Source organism: Pseudomonas sp. NFPP02 (genome assembly GCF_900119355.1).
Lineage (GTDB): Bacteria > Pseudomonadota > Gammaproteobacteria > Pseudomonadales > Pseudomonadaceae > Aquipseudomonas > Aquipseudomonas paracarnis.
In genome coordinates, this window is sequence record NZ_FPJI01000001.1 from 352,822 (window position 1) to 371,868 (window position 19,047).

Sequence of the window (19,047 nt, forward strand, 5' to 3'; positions counted from 1 at the left end):
GCTATCGCAGGCAAGCCAGCTCCCACAGTTGATCTGTGTTGGCTCTGAGGAATCCGTTACGACCACAACTTATCTATTAGCGACATGTTCGTAAAAGAACATGCAATTGCTCGCGTTTCCTGTGTTTGCGGATAAGAGGCGATGCTATTTTCGGTAACGAAACTGTAACATTCGCATCCGCAGTCAAAACAAGAAATTTGGAGCTCTTGAATGTTTGCTTTCTTTCGTCCTGCCGCACACCAGGCGCCCCTGCCTGAAGAAAAAATAGACAGTACCTACCGACGGCTGCGCTGGCAGATCTTCGCGGGTATTTTCTTTGGTTACGCCGGTTACTACCTGCTGCGTAAAAACTTCTCCCTGGCCATGCCCTACCTGATCGACGAGGGTTACACCCGCGGTGAACTGGGCCTGGCAATGTCGGCGATTGCGATTGCCTACGGCTTGTCCAAGTTCCTCATGGGCCTGGTGTCCGACCGCTCCAACCCACGCTATTTCCTGCCCTTTGGCCTGCTGGTTTCGGCGGGGGTGATGTTCATTTTCGGTTTCGCACCTTGGGCAACGTCCAGCGTGACCATGATGTTCATTTTGCTGTTCATCAACGGCTGGGCCCAGGGCATGGGCTGGCCGCCAAGTGGGCGGACCATGGTGCACTGGTGGTCGCAGAAAGAACGCGGCGGCGTGGTGTCGGTTTGGAACGTGGCGCATAACGTCGGCGGTGGCTTGATCGGCCCGCTGTTCCTGCTGGGCATGGCGTGGTTCAACGACTGGCATGCGGCGTTCTATGTACCGGCCACCGTGGCCTTGGCGGTGGCAGCGTTTGCCTTCATCACCATGCGCGACACACCGCAATCGGTGGGCCTGCCGCCTATCGAGAAGTACAAGAACGATTACCCGGAAGGCTACGATGCCAGCCACGAAGACGAATTCAGCGCCAAGGAAATCTTCGTCAAGTACGTGCTGCGCAACAAAATGCTCTGGTACATCGCCTTCGCCAACGTGTTTGTCTATCTGCTGCGCTACGGCGTACTGGACTGGGCGCCGACCTACTTGAAAGAAGCCAAGCACTTCACGGTCGATAAGTCGTCCTGGGCGTACTTCTTCTACGAGTGGGCAGGTATCCCGGGCACGCTGCTGTGCGGCTGGATGTCGGACAAGATCTTCCGTGGCAACCGCGGCCTGACCGGTATCGTGTTCATGGCCCTGGTGACAGTGGCCACCCTGGTTTACTGGCTCAACCCGCCGGGCAACCCGATGATCGACATGATTGCGCTGTTCTCCATCGGCTTCCTGATCTACGGCCCGGTGATGCTGATCGGCCTGCAGGCATTGGAACTGGCTCCGAAGAAGGCCGCCGGCACCGCAGCGGGCTTCACCGGTCTGTTCGGTTATCTGGGCGGTTCGGTAGCGGCAAGTGCGGCCATGGGCTACACGGTCGACCATTTCGGCTGGGACGGTGGTTTCGTGCTGCTGATTGGTGCGTGCGTACTGGCGATCGCGTTCCTGATCCCCACGCTGTGGCACACCAACAGTGTCAGCTCGGCGCGTTAATCGCCCGGGCAACCCTTGGCACAACGCTTGAGCCGCGCCTCCAGGTTTTTATCTGGCATGGCGTGGCTACGCAGGGCGTTCACGGTCTGCTCGACATAATCGCGAGTCGTGCCGTAACGCCCGCAAGCGCTTTGCAGTACATGGTTAAGCACGATATCGGGCAAGTTGCCGGCATAGCTGGGCAAATGCCGCTCCAACACAAACCCCAACGCCTGCACGGTACTGCCATCCTGTAACCGACAGCTGAGCCAGTGCGGCCGGTAAGAGGGGTAAGGCATCTCACGTTGCCACAGGGCATACAGCGAGGCCTCCAACTGATCGTCCGGCAAACGGTAGGCGAACCCGCTGCAGGAACCACCGCGGTCCAGCCCGAACACCAACCCCGGCAATTCCGGCGTACCCCGATGCTCATGGGACCACAGGTACAAGCCCCGGTGATAACCGTGGACCCGTGCCCGTACGCGCTCGGTGGATGAACATTCAGGGCGCCAGATCAGTGAACCATAAGCAAATAGCCACACCGGCCCGCCCTTATGCCGCGCCATGGTGGCTTGCATCGAGCTCATCAACTGTTCGTGTGTGAGTTGCGGCCCAAGATCGAGGCGCGGAGGGTAAGCCAATTGCAGAAGATCGGTTTCAATGGCGGTCATGGCGAAATGCGGTGCGCCTCCTGAGTGTTACCAGTTGTGAGCGACTTTACCGTAATAAAACGCAGCGCTGTAACCGTACGGCGAAAAAGTGCCACTGGGCATTAATCAACGCCGCCACTCGTCAGGATCTGGACGGTTAATCCCGCTACTGTCAGCCCCGGTTCAGCCTGGGCGGGCGCCATGCCGTCAAACTAGCGCGTACATAACGACCCACTTAGCCGTTCATTACATCGACTATCGAGGTCGCCCCATGAAAAAATTTCGATTGCCTGGGCTGTTGTTCCTGGCCCAAGCCACCACCGCGCTGGCGAGCGAAACCCCACTCGCCAACGACGACAAAGGCTTCTGGTACGCCCAGACCAGTGTCTACACCCGGCACTTCGCACCCGACCCCGAGCACAACAACAAGCAGGACTTGATCGGCCTGGAACGCAACGAGGCATCGGGGCTGTTGTATGGTGGGGTGACTTTTCGCAACTCGTTCCGCCAGCGCTCGTACTACGCCTATGCGGGCAAGCGCTATGACCTGGCCGACTATCCGGTGTATGCAAAATTGACCGGCGGGCTGCTTCAGGGCTATCGCGGCGACTACCGCGACAAGATCCCGTTGAACCGATTCGGTGTGGCGCCGGTGATCATTCCGTCGGTGGGCGCGCATTACGGGCCGGTGGCGGCGGAGTTGGTGTTGCTCGGGTTCAACGCGGCAATGGTGACAACTGGCGTGCGCTTCTGACACGACACTGTCCCCTGTGGGAGCTGACTTGCCTGCTCCTACATTATTCAGCGCAAGGCTTCAGGGCCTTGGGGCGTAGGCGAAGACGTCGGCGCGCATCCGGTGCGCATCCATGCCGGCGCTGACCAGTGCGTCCAGCGTGCCGTAGATCATCGCCGGCGAACCGCTGGCGTAGACGTGCACGCTATTGAGGTCGGCAATGTCTTCGCACACTGCCTCATGCAGCAAACCACAGCGCCCTTCCCAACCACACAGGTCGCTGACGACTTTGTGCAGGAACAGGTTGGGTAATTGCAGCCATTGATCCCAATGCTCGATTTCGTAGAAATCTTCCGGCAGACGCACGCCCCAATACAGATGCACCGGGTGCTTGAAACCTGAAGCGCGGCAATGCTCGATCAGACTGTTCATCTGCGCCATGCCGGTGCCGGCGGCCATCAGTACCAGTGGCCCGTCTGGCAGTTCAGCCAGGTGAGTGTCGCCAAACGGCAGCTCGACGCGCGCCATCTGGTTACGCTGCAACTGTTCGATGAGGCTGCGCGCGCTGGCTTCCCGTGCCAGTACATGCAACTCCAACTCACGCCCGGCATGGGGCGCCGAGGCCAGGGAAAACGCTGACTTCTCGCCGTTGTCCCGCTCGATCATCAGGTATTGCCCGGCGTGATAACGCACCGCCTTGCCAGCCGGGGCGCGCAGGCGCACGCGCCACACATCGCCACCCACTTGCGCACACTCGATCAATTGGCACGACAATTTGCGCAACGGCAACTCTCCCGGCGCCAGAACGCCATCCCACAGCACCACACAATCCTCCAGGGGCTCGGCGATACAGGTGTAGAACTCCCCATGATCGCGCACTTCCCCGGCTTGGCGTACCCGGCCCTCCACCAGCAACGCCGCGCAGACATGGCACACGCCATTGCGACAGGCTTGAGGGCACTCATAGCCCAGGCGACGGGCGCCTTCGAGGATTCGCTCGCCAGGAGCCAGCTCCAGCACAGCACCGGAAGGTTGCAGGGTTACACGCATCAATCTATTCCCAATTCTTTCCAGATCGCATCGACCCGCGCCGTGACGGCTTCATCCTTGACGATCACCCGGCCCCACTCACGCGTGGTTTCGCCCGGCCATTTGTGCGTGGCATCCAGGCCCATCTTTGAGCCAAGGCCCGATACCGGCGACGCGAAGTCGAGGTAGTCGATAGGCGTGTTGTCGATCATCACCGTATCGCGCTTGGGGTCCATGCGCGTGGTGATGGCCCAGATCACGTCGTTCCAGTCCCGGGCATTGATGTCGTCGTCGGTGACAATAACGAACTTGGTGTACATGAACTGTCGCAAAAACGACCATACGCCGAGCATTACCCGCTTGGCATGCCCCGGATACGACTTCTTCATGGTCACGATGGCCATGCGATACGAACAGCCCTCGGGCGGCAGGTAGAAGTCGGTGATTTCCGGGAATTGCTTTTGCAGGATCGGCACGAACACTTCGTTGAGCGCCACGCCGAGGATGGCGGGCTCATCGGGCGGACGACCCGTGTAGGTGCTGTGGTAGATCGGCTTGACCCGATGGGTGATGCGCTCGACGGTGAACACCGGGAAGCTGTCGACTTCGTTGTAGTAACCGGTGTGGTCGCCGTAGGGGCCTTCATCGGCCATTTCACCTGGGTGAATCACGCCTTCAAGGATGATTTCGGCGGTGGCCGGCACTTGCAGGTCATTACCGCGGCACTTCACCAGCTCCGTGCGATTACCGCGCAACAAACCGGCGAAAGCGTACTCGGAGAGGCTGTCAGGTACGGGCGTGACCGCGCCGAGGATGGTCGCCGGGTCGGCACCCAGGGCCACGGATACCGGGAACGGCTTGCCGGGATGCTTTTCGCACCACTCACGGAAGTCGAGGGCGCCGCCACGGTGGCTCAGCCAGCGCATGATCACTTTGTTACGGCCAATGACTTGCTGACGGTAGATACCGAGGTTCTGGCGGTCCTTGTTCGGGCCTTTGGTGACGGTCAGGCCCCAGGTGATCAGCGGGCCGACGTCGCCGGGCCAGCAGGTTTGCACCGGGAGCATGGCCAGGTCGACATCGTCGCCCTCAATGACCACTTCCTGGCACACCGCGTCCTTGACCACCTTGGGGGCCATGGCAATGATCTTGCGGAAGATCGGCAGCTTGGACCAGGCGTCCTTCAAGCCCTTGGGCGGCTCGGGCTCCTTGAGAAAGGCCAGCAGCTTGCCGATCTCGCGCAGTTCGCTGACGGACTCGGCGCCCATGCCAAAGGCCACGCGCTCGGGAGTGCCGAACAGGTTGCCCAGCACCGGAATATCGAAGCCGGTCGGGTTTTCGAACAACAGCGCCGGGCCCTTGTTGCGCAAGGTGCGGTCGCAAATCTCAGTCATTTCCAGCACCGGAGAAATCGGCATCTGGATACGTTTCAACTCTCCGCGCTGCTCAAGTTGCTGCACGAAATCCCGAAGATCCTTGAATTTCATTAACCATGCCACCCGTAAAATAGGCGTACATCCTACCTGCTCTGAGGGCGGCTGGCAGCTTAATTGGCCGTCAATCCGCGTGATTGCAACGAACTGAACAACGGCTCCAGGAAGGCTTCGATGTGTCGCGCGCCGACGTCTGAAAGGTGGTTATCGTCGGTATACAGCGCTCGGCCATTGAGTTCGACCCGGCATACACCGTCGGTGCCACACAGCAAAGGTGCAGGGTCCAGCACCGCGACACCGCTGTCGGCCGCCGCCAACTCATCAAACAAGTGCGTGATAAAGGCCTGGCGCTTTACATGCTCGGCCACGGCGAGCCCTTCACCGTCCACGGGGCGGTTCATCATGGCCAGGCGGCTGAGACGGTAAGGTACGATGATTTCCTGCAGCGGCACTTCCTTGACCAGCCAGACCTTGTGCCCGGCAGCGCGCAAGCCCTGGATGCGCTCGCGCAAGCCCTGGGCAAAGCGTTGTTCGGCGACGGCACGCACATACTGGCCGGTGCCCGGGTCTTTGAGCGCATGCTCCTTGTCACCGGACATTTGCCCGTACACATACAGGCTCCAGCGGGCGGCCAACACCACATCGCTGAAAGCCTGCTCGGACATGGCCTTCTCGACGCGACGATTGAAATGCGCGCAGCGGGCAATATTCTCCAGGCCATCGAGGGGAATACAGCCGGCAAAACTGGCTTCGACCAGGCTGATATCGTGGCGATCAGCGCCCTCTTTAAGTGCGGGTATCAGCGCAGTGGCGTGACTGTCGCCCCATACCAGCGCTGAAACAGATTGGCCTTTCGGGCCGAAATGGCAGAACAAGCGTTCATCGGGCGTATCTTTGTCGGCCATGCACGCCAGCAGGTCAGGGCTCCACTTCTTGGCCTGGGCAAAACGCAACGCCTGTTCGGACAAGCGCGAAGGCACGCCGTCAGCTTCGCGTATCGCAAGGCCAGTGAAGCCCAACCCCAGAATGCCGACCATGGCTGACGCCAGAATCGCCTTACGCGAAGCCAGCAAACGTTTTTCCCGGAACGGCGTTTCCACGAAGCGCCAGGACAGATAGCCCAGCACCAGCGAAAGCAGCATCAGCCCCGCCAGCTCCAGCGCGCTCAAGCCATCCACCGCGGCATAGTTGGCGTACACGAACACCGGCCAGTGCCAGAGGTACCAGGAATAAGAGATCAGCCCGATACCCACTATGATCCGTGTGCCCAACAGGCGAGCGACCCAGGTCTGTTGCTGACCGTTGGCCCAGATCAACCCGACCACCCCCAGCACGGGCAACAACGCGGTCGCACCTGGGAACGGCGTTTTCGCGTCGTAGCCCAGCACAGCGATGAGGATCAATGCCAGGGAAGCCAGGCTGACCCCTTGAGCCAAGGCCGGCGAGGCGCGCCATTCACGCTTGGGCTGCACCGCCAGCATTGCACCGGCCAGTAGTTCCCAGGCCCGCAAGTGCAACAGGAAGAAGGCTTTCTGCGGCTCATGCTGAACCGCCCAGACGCTCATGCCAAACGACACCAACAGTACCGCGAACAATGCCAGGCGCCAGTGCTTCAACCGACTGGAAAGCAACGTCAGCAGCAATGGGAAGAAAATATAGAACTGCTCTTCTACTGCAAGCGACCAGGTATGCAGCAAGGGCTTGATGTCGGATGAGGCATCAAAGTAGCCATGCTGACGCGAGAACAACAGGTTCGACGTAAAGGTCACCTGATAGTGCGCAGACCGCCCTAACTCCTCATAGTCCTTGGGCGCCAACAGAAACCAACCCACTGCCAGTGTCGCGGCGATCATCACAAACAGGGCCGGCAAGATACGCCGGGCTCGACGAGCCCAGAAGTCGATGAAGCTGAAGCGTCCAGCTTGACGCTCACGCCAGATAATTGACGTGATCAGGAAACCTGAGATGACGAAGAAGACGTCAACGCCAACAAAACCGCCAGTAATGCCAGGGACACCAAAGTGGAACAACACGACTGCAAGGACAGCAATGGCACGCAGGCCATCGATGTCTCTGCGGTAAGCAAGGGTGGTCATAAGAATGTGGTCAGTCTGCGACGAAAGGGATGAGCGAAGTCACGCGTCAATTTTTGTTACTTAACGGATACTTATGCCACAAAAATCGCAGAATCTCGACGCAAAAAAAATGGCGTCCCATTAAGGACGCCATTTTTTTGGACCTGAAACGCTGTATTACTTGCGTTTCATCGACAGGAAGAACTCGTCGTTGGTCTTGGTGGTTTTCAGCTTGTCGATCAGAAACTCTATGGCCGCAACTTCGTCCATCGGGTGCAGCAGCTTGCGCAGGATCCACATACGCTGCAGTTCGTCGTCTGCGGTCAGCAACTCTTCGCGGCGGGTGCCGGAGCGGTTGATGTTGATCGCCGGGAACACACGCTTTTCAGCGATGCGGCGGTCCAAAGGCAGTTCCATGTTGCCGGTACCCTTGAACTCTTCGTAGATCACTTCGTCCATCTTCGAGCCGGTTTCAACCAGCGCGGTGGCGATAATGGTCAGCGAGCCGCCTTCTTCGATGTTCCGCGCAGCGCCGAAGAAACGCTTTGGTTTCTCCAGGGCGTGGGCATCGACACCACCGGTCAGCACCTTGCCGGAGCTCGGGATCACGGTGTTGTAGGCACGGGCCAGACGCGTGATGGAATCGAGCAGGATCACCACGTCTTTCTTGTGCTCGACCAGGCGCTTGGCCTTTTCGATCACCATTTCGGCAACCTGCACGTGGCGGGTTGGCGGCTCATCGAACGTCGAGGCAACCACTTCGCCGCGCACGGTGCGCTGCATCTCGGTCACTTCTTCCGGACGCTCATCGATCAACAGCACGATCAGATGAACTTCAGGGTTGTTACGTGCAATGTTCGCGGCGATGTTCTGCAGCATGATGGTCTTGCCGGCTTTCGGCGGTGCGACGATCAGGCCACGCTGGCCTTTGCCGATCGGAGCGCAGAGATCGATCACACGACCGGTCAAGTCTTCGGTGGAGCCGTTACCGGCTTCCATCTTCATGCGCACGGTCGGGAACAGCGGGGTCAGGTTCTCGAAGAGAATCTTGTTTTTCGCGTTCTCTGGGCGGTCGAAGTTGATCGTGTCGACCTTGAGCAGGGCGAAGTAACGCTCGCCTTCCTTCGGAGGACGGATCTTGCCAACGATGGTGTCACCAGTGCGCAAGTTGAAGCGACGGATCTGGCTCGGCGAGACGTAGATATCGTCTGGGCCGGCGAGATAGGACGCGTCTGCAGAGCGGAGGAAGCCGAAGCCGTCCTGGAGGATCTCCAGCACGCCATCACCGGAGATTTCCTCGCCGCTTTTCGCGTGCTTCTTGAGCAGGGAGAAAATCACGTCCTGCTTGCGCGAACGGGCCATATTTTCTATGCCCATTTCTTCGGCCAATTGGAGCAGGTCGGTAATCGGCTTTTGCTTGAGTTCAGTCAGATTCATATAGGAATGACGTAATCATTTATGGAGGGGGGAAATTAAGCTTTTGGCTTAATGAGGCCGCGCCGCAGAGAAGGCGACAGGATCGCGTACTAATCGAAAAGGAATGCGTCGGCGACGGCTTGCAGGGGGCAGTGGAGAAACCACTGCGGGGCCGAATGTACCACCTGGATTTCGGAGCGTCTAGCCCTGCTTTACGAAAAAGCCCCGCTATTTGCGGGGCTTTTTTGACGACGCTTAGATGTTCGCGTCGAGGAAAGCTTGCAGCTGGGACTTCGACAGCGCGCCCACTTTAGTCGCTTCAACATTGCCGTTCTTGAACAGCATCAGCGTAGGAATACCACGTACGCCATGCTTGGCCGGAGTTTCCTGGTTGTCGTCGATGTTCAGCTTGGCAACGGTCAGCTTGCCTTCGTAGGTGGTTGCAATGTCGTCCAGGACCGGAGCGATCATTTTGCAAGGGCCGCACCATTCAGCCCAGTAGTCAACCAGCACCGGGCCGGCAGCCTTGAGTACTTCGGCCTCAAAGGTCGCGTCGGTGACGTGCTTGATAAGATCGTTGCTCATGGATGTCTCCGGATTGTAAGCAAAAAAAACGTTGCCCATCATAGCCGCCCTTCCCCTGTTCAGGAAGCCGCGTCTGATTGAGTCTTGCTATGAAGTTGAATGAGTGTGGGTATGACCCCACTCACGACGTAACGGGCGTCACGAACGCAATGCCCGTGCGCAACGCAGCATTACGTATATGTTCCTGCATGGTTTTCTGCGCCGTCGTACTGTTGCGGCGGGCCAGGGCGCGCAGGATCCTGCGATGTTCCTGCCAGGTTTCCATGGCCCGCTCCGGCCGGATGAACGGTAGTTTCTGACTCTCCAAAAACACCTCGGCACTGGCACTGAGGATACTCACCATTGCCTGGTTACCGCTGGCCAGCAGAATGCACTGGTGAAATTCGAAGTCCAGGCGAGCGGCCGCTTCGAAGTCACCCGCCTTGAGCACTCTGTGCATGGCTTCGACATTATCCTCCAGGCTGTCCAGCGCCTCGATGGTCAGTGCCATTGCTGCCAACCCCGCCGCAAACCCCTCCAATGCGTAGCGCAGCTGGAAGATATCCGGCGGCGTAGCCTGCGCCGCGAAGGGCCAGGCAAACCCGGGCGCTTCTTGCACATCCTGCACGAACACGCCCTTGCCCGGCTGCACACTGACCACGCCCAAGGCGCTAAGCGATGACAGCGCCTCACGCAACGAAGCCCGGCTCACCCCCAATTGCAGGGCCAGGTCGCGCTGGGACGGTAACGCATCGCCCGGCCCGAAGCCTTGCTCCTTGATGAGTTTGCGGATGGCCTGCAAGGCCGCTTCCGGTACGGCTTGGGCAATGGAATTCATAAAAAGCACAGGTTCCCGATAGCTGCGTGACCCGTTGTAAAACTATTTATGGCCGGCTGCAAGCCACGCCCCAAAGGGGCTCGCAGCTTTTTGTCAGCGCTCGAAAAGGGTGCGAAAACCCTGGCAACTGTTCAGACCAGTAAGACCTGTGCACCTCAATAAACATCAGCCTTGCAGACGATCCGAACGGTGCTGGCATGGGCTGTGCACTGGGCAAACTCAGAAAATTCCTTCGCCTTTTTCGGAGAGTTGCCATGACCAAGCGCTACAGCGCCCTGCTCACTGCCCTGTTTGCCAGCCTTATGCTGAGCCAGGCACCCGCCCAGGCGAATGGTCTGGATGACATCGTCGCTCGTGGCACGCTGAAGGTTGCCGTCCCCCAGGACTTTCCGCCGTTTGGCTCGGTGGGCCCTGACATGCAACCCCGTGGCCTGGACATCGACACCGCCAAGCTGCTGGCCGACCAACTCAAGGTCAAGCTGGAACTGACCCCGGTGAACAGCACCAACCGCATCCCGTTCCTCACCACCGGCAAGGTCGACCTGGTGATTTCCAGCCTGGGCAAGAACCCCGAGCGCGCAAAAGTCATCGACTTCTCCAACGCCTACGCGCCGTTCTACCTTGCCGTGTTTGGGCCGCCTGATGCCGCCATCGCCAGCCTCGACGACCTCAAGGGCAAGACCATCAGCGTGACCCGTGGCGCCATCGAAGACATCGAGCTGACCGCGGTAGCGCCCAAGGAAGCCACGATCAAGCGTTTTGAAGACAACAACTCCACCATCGCCGCCTACCTGGCCGGCCAGGTCGACCTGATCGCCAGTGGCAACGTGGTCATGGTGGCCATCAGCGAACGCAACCCCAAGCGCGTACCGGCACTGAAGGTGAAACTCAAGGATTCGCCGGTGTACGTAGGCGTGAACAAGAACGAGCCGGCGCTGTTGGAAAAGGTCAACCAGATCCTGGTCGCGGCCAAGGCTGACGGTAGCCTGGAGAAAAACGCCATGCAGTGGCTCAAAGAACCGCTGCCTGCCGACCTCTGACGCGGAGCTCAACGATGGCCTATCAATTCGACTTTGTGCCGGTGCTGGCCAATACCGACCTGCTCCTGCGTGGCGCGCTGTTCACCCTTGAGCTGACGGCCATTGGCGCCACCCTCGGTGTGGCCCTGGGCACTGTCGGCGCCGTGGTACGGGCGTGGAAGATCCAGCCGTTTGCGTGGCTCTTTGGTGTGTATGTCGAGTTGATCCGCAACACGCCGTTCCTGGTGCAACTGTTCTTCATCTTCTTCGGACTGCCGTCCCTGGGATTGAAGATCACCGAATGGCAAGCCGCCGTGCTGGCGATGGTAATCAACCTGGGGGCGTACTCCACCGAGATCATACGTGCGGGTATCCAGGCCATCCCACGGGGGCAACTGGAAGCGGCCGCGGCGCTGGCAATGACGCGCTTCGAGGCGTTCCGCCATGTGGTGTTGCTACCAGCCCTGGGCAAGGTGTGGCCAGCCCTGAGCAGCCAGATCATCATCGTGATGCTCGGCTCGGCGGTGTGTTCGCAGATCGCGACTGAAGAGCTGAGCTTTGCCGCCAACTTTATCCAGTCGCGTAATTTCCGGGCCTTTGAAACCTATGCCCTGACCACCCTGGTGTACCTGTGCATGGCGCTGATGATTCGCCAGTTGCTCAACTGGATCGGCCGACGGTTTGTCATGAGGAACAGCCGATGAGTGATTTTTCGTTCTGGGACATCGTGCGCAACCTGCTTACCGGCCTGCAATGGACGCTGCTGCTATCACTAGTGGCGTTTGTGGGCGGCGGCCTGATCGGCTTACTGGTGATGACCCTGCGCATCAGCCGCAAAGCGTTCCCGCGCAACATTGCCCGCGCCTATATCGAACTGTTCCAGGGCACGCCACTGCTGATGCAGCTGTTCCTGGTGTTTTTCGGCGTTGCCCTGCTCGGCGTGGACATATCGCCCTGGCTGGCAGCGGCGATTGCGTTGACCCTATTTACCAGCGCTTACCTGGCTGAAATATGGCGCGGCTGCGTCGACTCCATTGCCCACGGCCAATGGGAAGCCTCGGCCAGCCTGGCCCTCAACCCGCTTGAACAACTGCGCTACGTGATCTTGCCCCAGGCGCTACGTATTGCTGTCGCGCCGACAGTGGGCTTCTCGGTGCAGGTGGTCAAAGGCACCGCCGTGACCTCGATCATCGGCTTCACCGAACTGACCAAGACGGGCGGCATGCTCGCCAACGCCACCTTCGAACCCTTCATGGTCTATGGCCTGGTGGCCCTCGGTTACTTCCTGCTTTGCTACCCCTTGTCCCTCAGTGCGCGCTACCTGGAAAGGAGACTGCATGCCTCTGCTTAGAATTTCTGCCCTGCATAAGTATTACGGCGATCACCACGTGCTCAAGGGCATCGACCTGACGGTGGACGAAGGCCAGGTGGTGGCAATCATCGGCCGCAGCGGCTCGGGCAAGTCCACCTTGCTGCGCACCCTCAATGGTCTGGAGTCGATCAACGACGGCGTCATCGAAGTCGATGGTGAATACCTCGACGCGGCCCGCGCCGACCTGCGCAGCCTGCGGCAGAAGGTCGGCATGGTGTTCCAGCAATTCAATCTGTTCCCGCACCTGACCGTGGGCGAGAACGTGATGCTGGCGCCGCAAGTGGTGCAGAAAGTGCCAAAGGCCAAAGCGGTGCAGTTGGCAAAGCAGATGCTGGATCGGGTAGGCCTGGGCGAGAAGTTCGACGCTTTCCCTGATCGACTGTCCGGTGGCCAGCAACAGCGAGTCGCCATTGCCCGCGCACTGGCCATGTCACCCAAAGTGCTGCTGTGCGATGAAATCACATCGGCCCTGGACCCGGAGCTGGTCAATGAAGTGCTCAGCGTGGTGCGCCAACTGGCTAAAGACGGCATGACCCTGATCATGGTGACCCACGAAATGCGTTTTGCCCGGGAGGTTGGGGATAAGTTGGTGTTCATGCACCAGGGAAAGGTGCATGAAGTGGGCGATCCGAAAGTGCTGTTTGCACATCCGCAATCTGCCGAGCTGGCAAACTTCATCGGCAGCCATGGATCACCTGCCTGAGGACTCAGCCACCGGACACCAGCTCGAAACGCCCATTGCCCTCGTATGTGGTTTTATTGCCAACAGCAGTGGCTGCGCTCGATAGCCAGGTGTCTACTTGCACCTGCGCCGAAAAAGCGTGGCCTCTGGCAGGAGCTCCGCCGACCAGCACTACCAGAGATTGGCCTGGGCGTAGCTGGGCGTCCCGTTCGGTAGGGTTGTGCCATTGCGCTAACTCGATGGGTTTACCGTCGAGTTGAGGATGCTGAAGCGTCAGGTTGAAAAAGCCCTGGCGGCCAAACCTGTAGCCAGTCTCATTGGCCGGCACGCCTTGAAAACGTAGCGCAATCACCGCAGCCTCCACGCAGATCACGTTCAGACGTACCATACGCTTCCCCAGCGAAGCACCCCGGTTTTCGAGCTGTTCGCCTGGGCGAAGCAGGCCGTAATCGATGATGGGCTGGCTCAGGGACAGGCGGCAGTTCGCAGCGCTTGCCGGCGCTGCCAATAAAAGGCAGCTCAACAACAGCCCCAAGCCTTTGAGGCACCCGATACGCCACTCGTTCATGCGGGCCATCTCACCGACAGACCGCCGAAGCGGTTTCGTAGAATTTGCCATTATAGGTTTGCTCCGGAAGGTCGAGCTGCAGCGCGCAGGACACTGTGCTGGAAGAGACTTTAAGGGCCTGGGGCGCGTCGACGTTGCTGAGAAAAATCATCCCATCCCCAACCACCGTGGTCAGCAATGCATTTTCTGGCCCCAGCACGGCAGCGCCCTGAGGCAATGGTTTGCCGTGTATATCCGTAGCGCGCAGCAGTACCCGGCGCACGTTGATTACTTCGAAATCGACCCTGTTGAAGGACCCACGGCCCGCTTCCAGGACCTTGGTACCGTTCTTGATATCCATCTGGCGAGGTAGGCTTTTGCCTTCCAGCTCCAACACGCTCGACTGATAAGCCGGCAAACTGGCGATCACAGCCTTGCCCCACGGGTCGGTCCAAACCGGCCCTTGAGGTGTGGTAAGACGAGCACCGGCAACCTCGCCCACCGAGACCACGCCAAACGTGTCCTCAACCCGATACGGCGACAATGTGAAACCTTCAGAATGGGCGACCACCGCCCCTTGCAATTGCCCGGAGTAACTGGTGCTGGACGAGTCACGATTCAGCCCCAGCCCCACTTGCGCGTAACGAGAAGACGCGTTGAGCGTGCCGCCCAGGGTGTGCTCACGATGCCCTGCGAAGTCTCTGTCGCTGCGTATCTGGTAGTTCAGCGTCTCGTCGACACGCTCATCATAGGCAGTGCCGATACTGGAGCGCTCTCCCTGACGTCGAGCGAATGCGCTGAGGCTCCGATCACGGCCCAGGGGAACACTGACCTGCAGTCGAATACCCAGTCCGTCATCGTTCCGGTCATCGGCACTGTTGGACTGGCCAATCTGAGAGTCCACGGTTACACCGACACTGGCATATCTGAAACTCTTGTTCCACGTGCCGTAGATATTCTGGGTAATCCGGCTCTTGAAATCGGCCCCCCGGTTATAACCGATTGAGAAGCCACCCAACTGAGGGTCCGCCCAACTGAATCCTACGGTGTACTGGTTCTTGAATCGCGAGCCATCCACATCGTTTACATGAGGCGTCACTGTATCGATGACGTCACGATAGCCCGGTGTCTGCGCAGTGGCACTCAAGGACATCTGTACATTCGCAGGCAGGCCCACGCTCACAGACACACTGTTGCGCGCGCCTTGTACGTTTGTTGAATGATCCCGGGACAAGTTGTTACGCACCCCCAGGGAAAAGCGCTGGGAAAAGCTGCTGTCCAGGGCAAGCCCCACCGCATTGTAGCTATCGGTACCTTGTACCCCTGCGCTGACCGCGCTGTCCTTGCCCACAGCCCACGTACCACTGGCCATGGCCAGCAGGGGCTCTTTGGCCCCTCTCCCCTCCACCTCGCGGATCTTGCCCAAAGAAGCTGTATATCCAGACTTCACGGGGACCACTGCGCGGAACGTAGCAGCCGGCACGATAAAACTGCGCTGCCCGCCCTGGGTCTCTATCACCGTGACCTGAAGGTCGCTGGTGCCGTTGAGCAAGGGCAGATTGGTCAGCGTAAAAGGCCCCTCAGGAACGACCGTGGTATAGATCAACGCGCCGGATTGCCGTACTTCCACCCGTGATTGGCTCAGGGCTCGCCCCTCGACTACCACGCCATTGTGACTGCCACCACTTTCAATACCATCGGGGAAAATCTGCGCGCCCGTCAGTTGTACTCCCCCAAACACCGGGTTATTGCTCGATATCTGACCGACCTGGAAGGTCGAAGCCAAAGGCAAGAAATCCCGTTGTGCATAGGCGAAAAGGTGTTCGGCCGTTGTGCGGCGATCGTTGGAAATATAAAGCTGGCGGCTGCGGGCAATCCAATCGCCAAAATTGAAGCCCACCTCTGTGGAGGCTGAAAGATACCGATAGGTATCCGCCCTGGAGTGACTGTTGATTGCCTGGACGTCGTAATTGAGTAGCGCTGCCGTGCCTCCGCGCGCATAGCTGCCGGAGTCTCGCTGAACGTCTCGCAGCGCTTGCGTAGGCACCACCAACGACACCTCTTCGTTGCCAGGACGCAATGTCGTTACTGTCTCAGGGTATTCGGCTTTGAAGTCATGACAGGCTTGCTCGGGGGGGGCACTTTTGTCGATCACCGAGGAAGGTACCCGCAAGCTGCCACGATCAAGCAAACTACGGGTAAAGCATAGCTCACCTTCTTTATCGAACCGAGCATCCGTCAAGCCTATCCGCTCACCGTTGACGTGCAGGTCCACGACCCTCACACCCTCACTGAAACGTGGCGCATGACGAAAATAGTGGGCAACCGAAGGGCTGATACCACGCGCCTGCAGCGTTTCCAAGTCGAACCCGGAAATGCTCGATACACGGGCGGCAGAAGCATCCGTGACCACCACCGCCATCATTGCCATGCATACCGACAGGCTCAGCCCGCTTCGCCTGAAAAGCGCCTCACGCTTTTGTACATGATTCAAGTCGCCGGGAACTGCACCGAAACTGCCATTGGTTGTGTTCATGAACGGTCACGGCGCATTCGTGATGAGCAGCGCATCGTAGCTATCGACAGCGAAGCCGTAGACGGTCGCGGGTTCAAGGGTGACCGAGGTCGCACCGGGTACAGGCTTGTCCAAGGCCACCTGCAATACTTCGCCAGGCAGCACGTAGGTACGAGCAAGGCTGGCCGTCACTCGTTGCGGATTAAGACGGACGTCTGCCGCCAAGCGAACTACGTAGGGGCTGTCGTTGCGCACACTCAAGACGTTGGCCTGAAGATGCCAGGTCAGTAGCTCCCAAGGCGCATCGTTCTTTGGCAAGCCTTTGGGATGCAGGATCAGCGGAAGGTTCTGCCGAAGGCTGATACCAATGGTCGCACCGGAACCAGGTTGTGCCTGAGGAATTCCTTCGAAGGACACACGCTTCAGGCGCTGGGTCTTGAGTGGTTCGGTGCCTATTGAAAGAAACCGCACCATCTGACGCTCTCCTGCATCCACACGTGTGACCGGTGGGGTGGCAACAATCAGTTGCTCGGTATCTTCCGGGACATCCTCAATAACCGAGTGCAGCAGTGCCGGACTGCTATCCGTGTTGGTGACGTTAATGCTGACTTCACCTTCTGCCTCATGTAGCACAATGACGGTGGTATCAGGACGCATACCGTCGGCGAACAGCACCGCCGGCAAGAAAAAACCTATTAACAAGCATGATTTAAGAAATCTTTTAACCATCACTTCACTACCCACTTGTGCGCACAGGCTTTGCGAAAGAAATATTGGCCGACACAAAGCCCGCTTAATAAAGCGTGGCTCTGCTCGGCCCCTTTCCGAACCTAGTTATAGATAGCGCAGCTCTAAAGTAGCCTGACCGTCCAGATTAATCTGATTACTCATATTTAACTCTGATGTTTTATTGATAACAGGCAACACTTCAATTTGGCCTGCCACCGTATTAAGCTTGATAGGTGCGTAGACATTTCCTGCCCGCCAAGCCGTAAGGTTGGAGGTATGGCCGACGGCTTGGGTGCTATTCGTATGCCAATATCCGCCATTATTCTCGGAACCAACAATCCCCACCGCTACACCGTCCGCCACAGAATTACGTAAGTGGATCAGATACCCACCAATCTTTTGCCCTTGGGACGTAGCACCCAATCCGAAGTTATAAATATCTTTATAATTACTGCCAAAAAGACTGAGCATCATGCCGGGAATTCGAGAGCTTGCACGATTGTCCGACGCCCTGATCGCCACCGTTGTCTTGACATTGCTGGCACACTTGATCGAATAAGGCGTTGTCTTTTTAGCCAACTGTGTATAACGTGTCGGGCTCAGGGAATTCGGGTCAATCCTTCCGTAGTCAAAAACCGAATTGGTTATCGTGAAACTGCAGCTGACGGGGGCAATCGTTCCTTTCACACTCAGGTCAGCAGCTTGAGCATGAAAACCAAGGGACGCCAAGCACGCGACACTCATTACAAACATCGTCTTATTCATTTTTAGCACTCTCAACATAACGATAAATATCAGATCAAACCCGATGACAATTAGGCCTGCGCTATCACCCACACACCGATGCGAATTATCTGATCAAGGAAGTACGAATAGGAGCCTAGAGGTAACGAAGCTCCAAGGTTGCGTGACCGTCCAACTCGATTTTACTGCCCACATCGAGCGCGGACTTTTTATTAATAAAGGTGATAATCTGAATATTCCCCGATACCGAATTAACCTTAAGTGGTGTTTGCGCTCCTGAACCACCCCACCAGGCAATGACATCGCCGCCTTGACCCAACGCGTTGCTTCGATAGTTCGTCCATGTATTGCCATTGTCTGCGGAAGTCACTGTACGGACGGTTCGCCCATCAGCAATAGAGTTTTGAACATGTACGGCATAACCCCCTATTTTTTGTCCTTTGGACGACAAACCCAATCCATAGTTGTAGTTATCAGTGTAGCCCTGGTCTATTGAGCTAACGATACCTGGCACTTTGCTGGATGAACGATTATCCACTGCCTTGAGCCCAACCGCAGTGAGTGCACTTCCCTCGCATTTAACAGCGAACGGCGTAGACTTCGCCGTCAAACGCGTATACTGAGTTTCGCTTAGGCTCGACGGCCGGATATCACCATAATCGAAAACGGCATTAGTCATTGTAAAACTGCAACTGGCAGGAACAATGGCCCCCTTTACGCGCAACTCTGAGGCCTGAACACTCAGACTAGCCACCGAAAGCACCATACCTGCCACCAAAACAAACTTTATTTTCATGATCTTACATCCTGCATAGACATAGAAATGGATTCGCTAGCAAAAAACCAATATCGCTCATCACTAAAACTGCCGACACAGCAACTATCGGAAATAACACAGCTCTAGCGCAGGCTGCTTGCCATCGAACTCATAGTGTTAAACTGCAACGGGCGGGGCCATTAATACCCTTCACTCGTAGATTGGCTGCTTCGACGCTTAAATCTACAGCAGCCAGAAGCAGTCCCGCCGGCACTGACACTTTGCTCTTCATCTGAGCACCTTAATTTCCTGAGCATGTAAAAACAGCACCTATAGTCAGCGATGTGAGGTGTTCACTTGTTTAACCCCACACGCATAACTACCCCTTGTACAATCCCTGAGCGACAAATAATTACC

The 19,047-nt window shown here is 57.9% G+C and carries 18 protein-coding genes; 6 read left to right on the top strand and 12 right to left on the bottom strand.

Going from position 1 to position 19,047, the window contains the following annotated elements:
- The first annotated feature begins 210 nt into the window (after window positions 1-210).
- Complete coding sequence (gene glpT, locus BT204_RS01655) at window positions 211-1,548, top strand: glycerol-3-phosphate transporter (protein WP_032878817.1); 1,338 nt, start codon at window positions 211-213, stop codon at window positions 1,546-1,548.
- Here the strand turns inward: glpT and BT204_RS01660 are convergent.
- Window positions 1,545-2,198, bottom strand: coding sequence for a gamma-glutamylcyclotransferase (locus tag BT204_RS01660; RefSeq protein ID WP_034129015.1), 654 nt, complete (start codon window positions 2,196-2,198; stop codon window positions 1,545-1,547). The two genes, glpT and BT204_RS01660, sit on opposite strands and share 4 nt — an antisense overlap.
- 250 nt (window positions 2,199-2,448) lie before the next feature.
- Here BT204_RS01660 and BT204_RS01665 point away from each other — a divergent pair, with 250 nt between their 5' ends.
- A complete protein-coding gene (locus BT204_RS01665; protein WP_034129016.1) occupies window positions 2,449-2,931 on the top strand; it encodes a hypothetical protein in 483 nt (160 codons plus the stop codon).
- A 60-nt stretch (window positions 2,932-2,991) separates the two neighbouring features.
- On the opposite strand, the gene BT204_RS01670 is transcribed toward BT204_RS01665, so the two are convergent.
- From BT204_RS01670 to BT204_RS01695, 6 genes are all read right to left on the bottom strand, one after another.
- Entirely contained in the window at window positions 2,992-3,960 is a 969-nt protein-coding gene (locus tag BT204_RS01670) for a CDP-6-deoxy-delta-3,4-glucoseen reductase (protein WP_034129017.1), read from the bottom strand.
- Window positions 3,960-5,426, bottom strand: coding sequence for a 4-hydroxy-3-polyprenylbenzoate decarboxylase (gene ubiD / locus BT204_RS01675; protein WP_003195329.1), 1,467 nt, complete (start codon window positions 5,424-5,426; stop codon window positions 3,960-3,962). The genes BT204_RS01670 and ubiD overlap by 1 nt, the downstream gene beginning before the upstream one ends.
- 59 nt (window positions 5,427-5,485) lie before the next feature.
- Window positions 5,486-7,468 carry an acyltransferase family protein gene (locus BT204_RS01680; protein WP_072445617.1) on the bottom strand — a complete coding sequence of 661 codons (1,983 nt, stop codon included), beginning with the start codon at window positions 7,466-7,468 and terminating at the stop codon, window positions 5,486-5,488.
- A gap of 156 nt (window positions 7,469-7,624) precedes the next feature.
- Window positions 7,625-8,884: a transcription termination factor Rho gene (gene rho / locus BT204_RS01685; protein WP_003176825.1), complete on the bottom strand. Its 1,260-nt coding sequence runs from the start codon at window positions 8,882-8,884 to the stop codon at window positions 7,625-7,627.
- Between the two features lie 234 nt (window positions 8,885-9,118).
- Complete coding sequence (trxA, locus tag BT204_RS01690) at window positions 9,119-9,448, bottom strand: thioredoxin TrxA (protein ID WP_034129019.1); 330 nt, start codon at window positions 9,446-9,448, stop codon at window positions 9,119-9,121.
- Between the two features lie 121 nt (window positions 9,449-9,569).
- Window positions 9,570-10,265 carry a FadR/GntR family transcriptional regulator gene (locus BT204_RS01695; RefSeq protein WP_072445618.1) on the bottom strand — a complete coding sequence of 232 codons (696 nt, stop codon included), beginning with the start codon at window positions 10,263-10,265 and terminating at the stop codon, window positions 9,570-9,572.
- Between the two features lie 254 nt (window positions 10,266-10,519).
- Here BT204_RS01695 and BT204_RS01700 point away from each other — a divergent pair, with 254 nt between their 5' ends.
- From BT204_RS01700 to BT204_RS01715, 4 genes are read left to right on the top strand one after another with little or no spacing between them, the layout of a single operon-like run.
- Window positions 10,520-11,305, top strand: a complete 786-nt coding sequence (locus BT204_RS01700) for a transporter substrate-binding domain-containing protein (RefSeq protein ID WP_034129021.1) — start codon at window positions 10,520-10,522, stop codon at window positions 11,303-11,305.
- A 14-nt stretch (window positions 11,306-11,319) separates the two neighbouring features.
- Window positions 11,320-11,988 carry an amino acid ABC transporter permease gene (locus BT204_RS01705; protein ID WP_034129022.1) on the top strand — a complete coding sequence of 223 codons (669 nt, stop codon included), beginning with the start codon at window positions 11,320-11,322 and terminating at the stop codon, window positions 11,986-11,988.
- Window positions 11,985-12,635 (top strand): amino acid ABC transporter permease, encoded by a 651-nt coding sequence (locus BT204_RS01710; protein ID WP_034129023.1) that lies wholly within the window; start codon window positions 11,985-11,987, stop codon window positions 12,633-12,635. The genes BT204_RS01705 and BT204_RS01710 overlap by 4 nt, the downstream gene beginning before the upstream one ends.
- Window positions 12,622-13,359 (top strand): amino acid ABC transporter ATP-binding protein, encoded by a 738-nt coding sequence (locus BT204_RS01715; RefSeq protein WP_054917093.1) that lies wholly within the window; start codon window positions 12,622-12,624, stop codon window positions 13,357-13,359. The genes BT204_RS01710 and BT204_RS01715 overlap by 14 nt, the downstream gene beginning before the upstream one ends.
- A 4-nt stretch (window positions 13,360-13,363) precedes the next feature.
- On the opposite strand, the gene BT204_RS01720 is transcribed toward BT204_RS01715, so the two are convergent.
- From BT204_RS01720 to BT204_RS01740, 5 genes are all read right to left on the bottom strand, one after another.
- Window positions 13,364-13,726, bottom strand: a complete 363-nt coding sequence (locus BT204_RS01720) for a DUF1120 domain-containing protein (RefSeq protein ID WP_230960007.1) — start codon at window positions 13,724-13,726, stop codon at window positions 13,364-13,366.
- A 190-nt stretch (window positions 13,727-13,916) separates the two neighbouring features.
- A complete protein-coding gene (locus BT204_RS01725) occupies window positions 13,917-16,421 on the bottom strand; it encodes a fimbria/pilus outer membrane usher protein (RefSeq protein WP_275655129.1) in 2,505 nt (834 codons plus the stop codon).
- Between the two features lie 6 nt (window positions 16,422-16,427).
- Window positions 16,428-17,144 carry a fimbria/pilus chaperone family protein gene (locus BT204_RS01730; RefSeq protein WP_239695904.1) on the bottom strand — a complete coding sequence of 239 codons (717 nt, stop codon included), beginning with the start codon at window positions 17,142-17,144 and terminating at the stop codon, window positions 16,428-16,430.
- Between the two features lie 90 nt (window positions 17,145-17,234).
- Window positions 17,235-17,894, bottom strand: a complete 660-nt coding sequence (locus tag BT204_RS01735; protein WP_157717968.1) for a DUF1120 domain-containing protein — start codon at window positions 17,892-17,894, stop codon at window positions 17,235-17,237.
- 115 nt (window positions 17,895-18,009) lie between these two features.
- A complete protein-coding gene (locus tag BT204_RS01740; RefSeq protein ID WP_072445621.1) occupies window positions 18,010-18,669 on the bottom strand; it encodes a DUF1120 domain-containing protein in 660 nt (219 codons plus the stop codon).
- Window positions 18,670-19,047 lie beyond the last annotated feature (378 nt).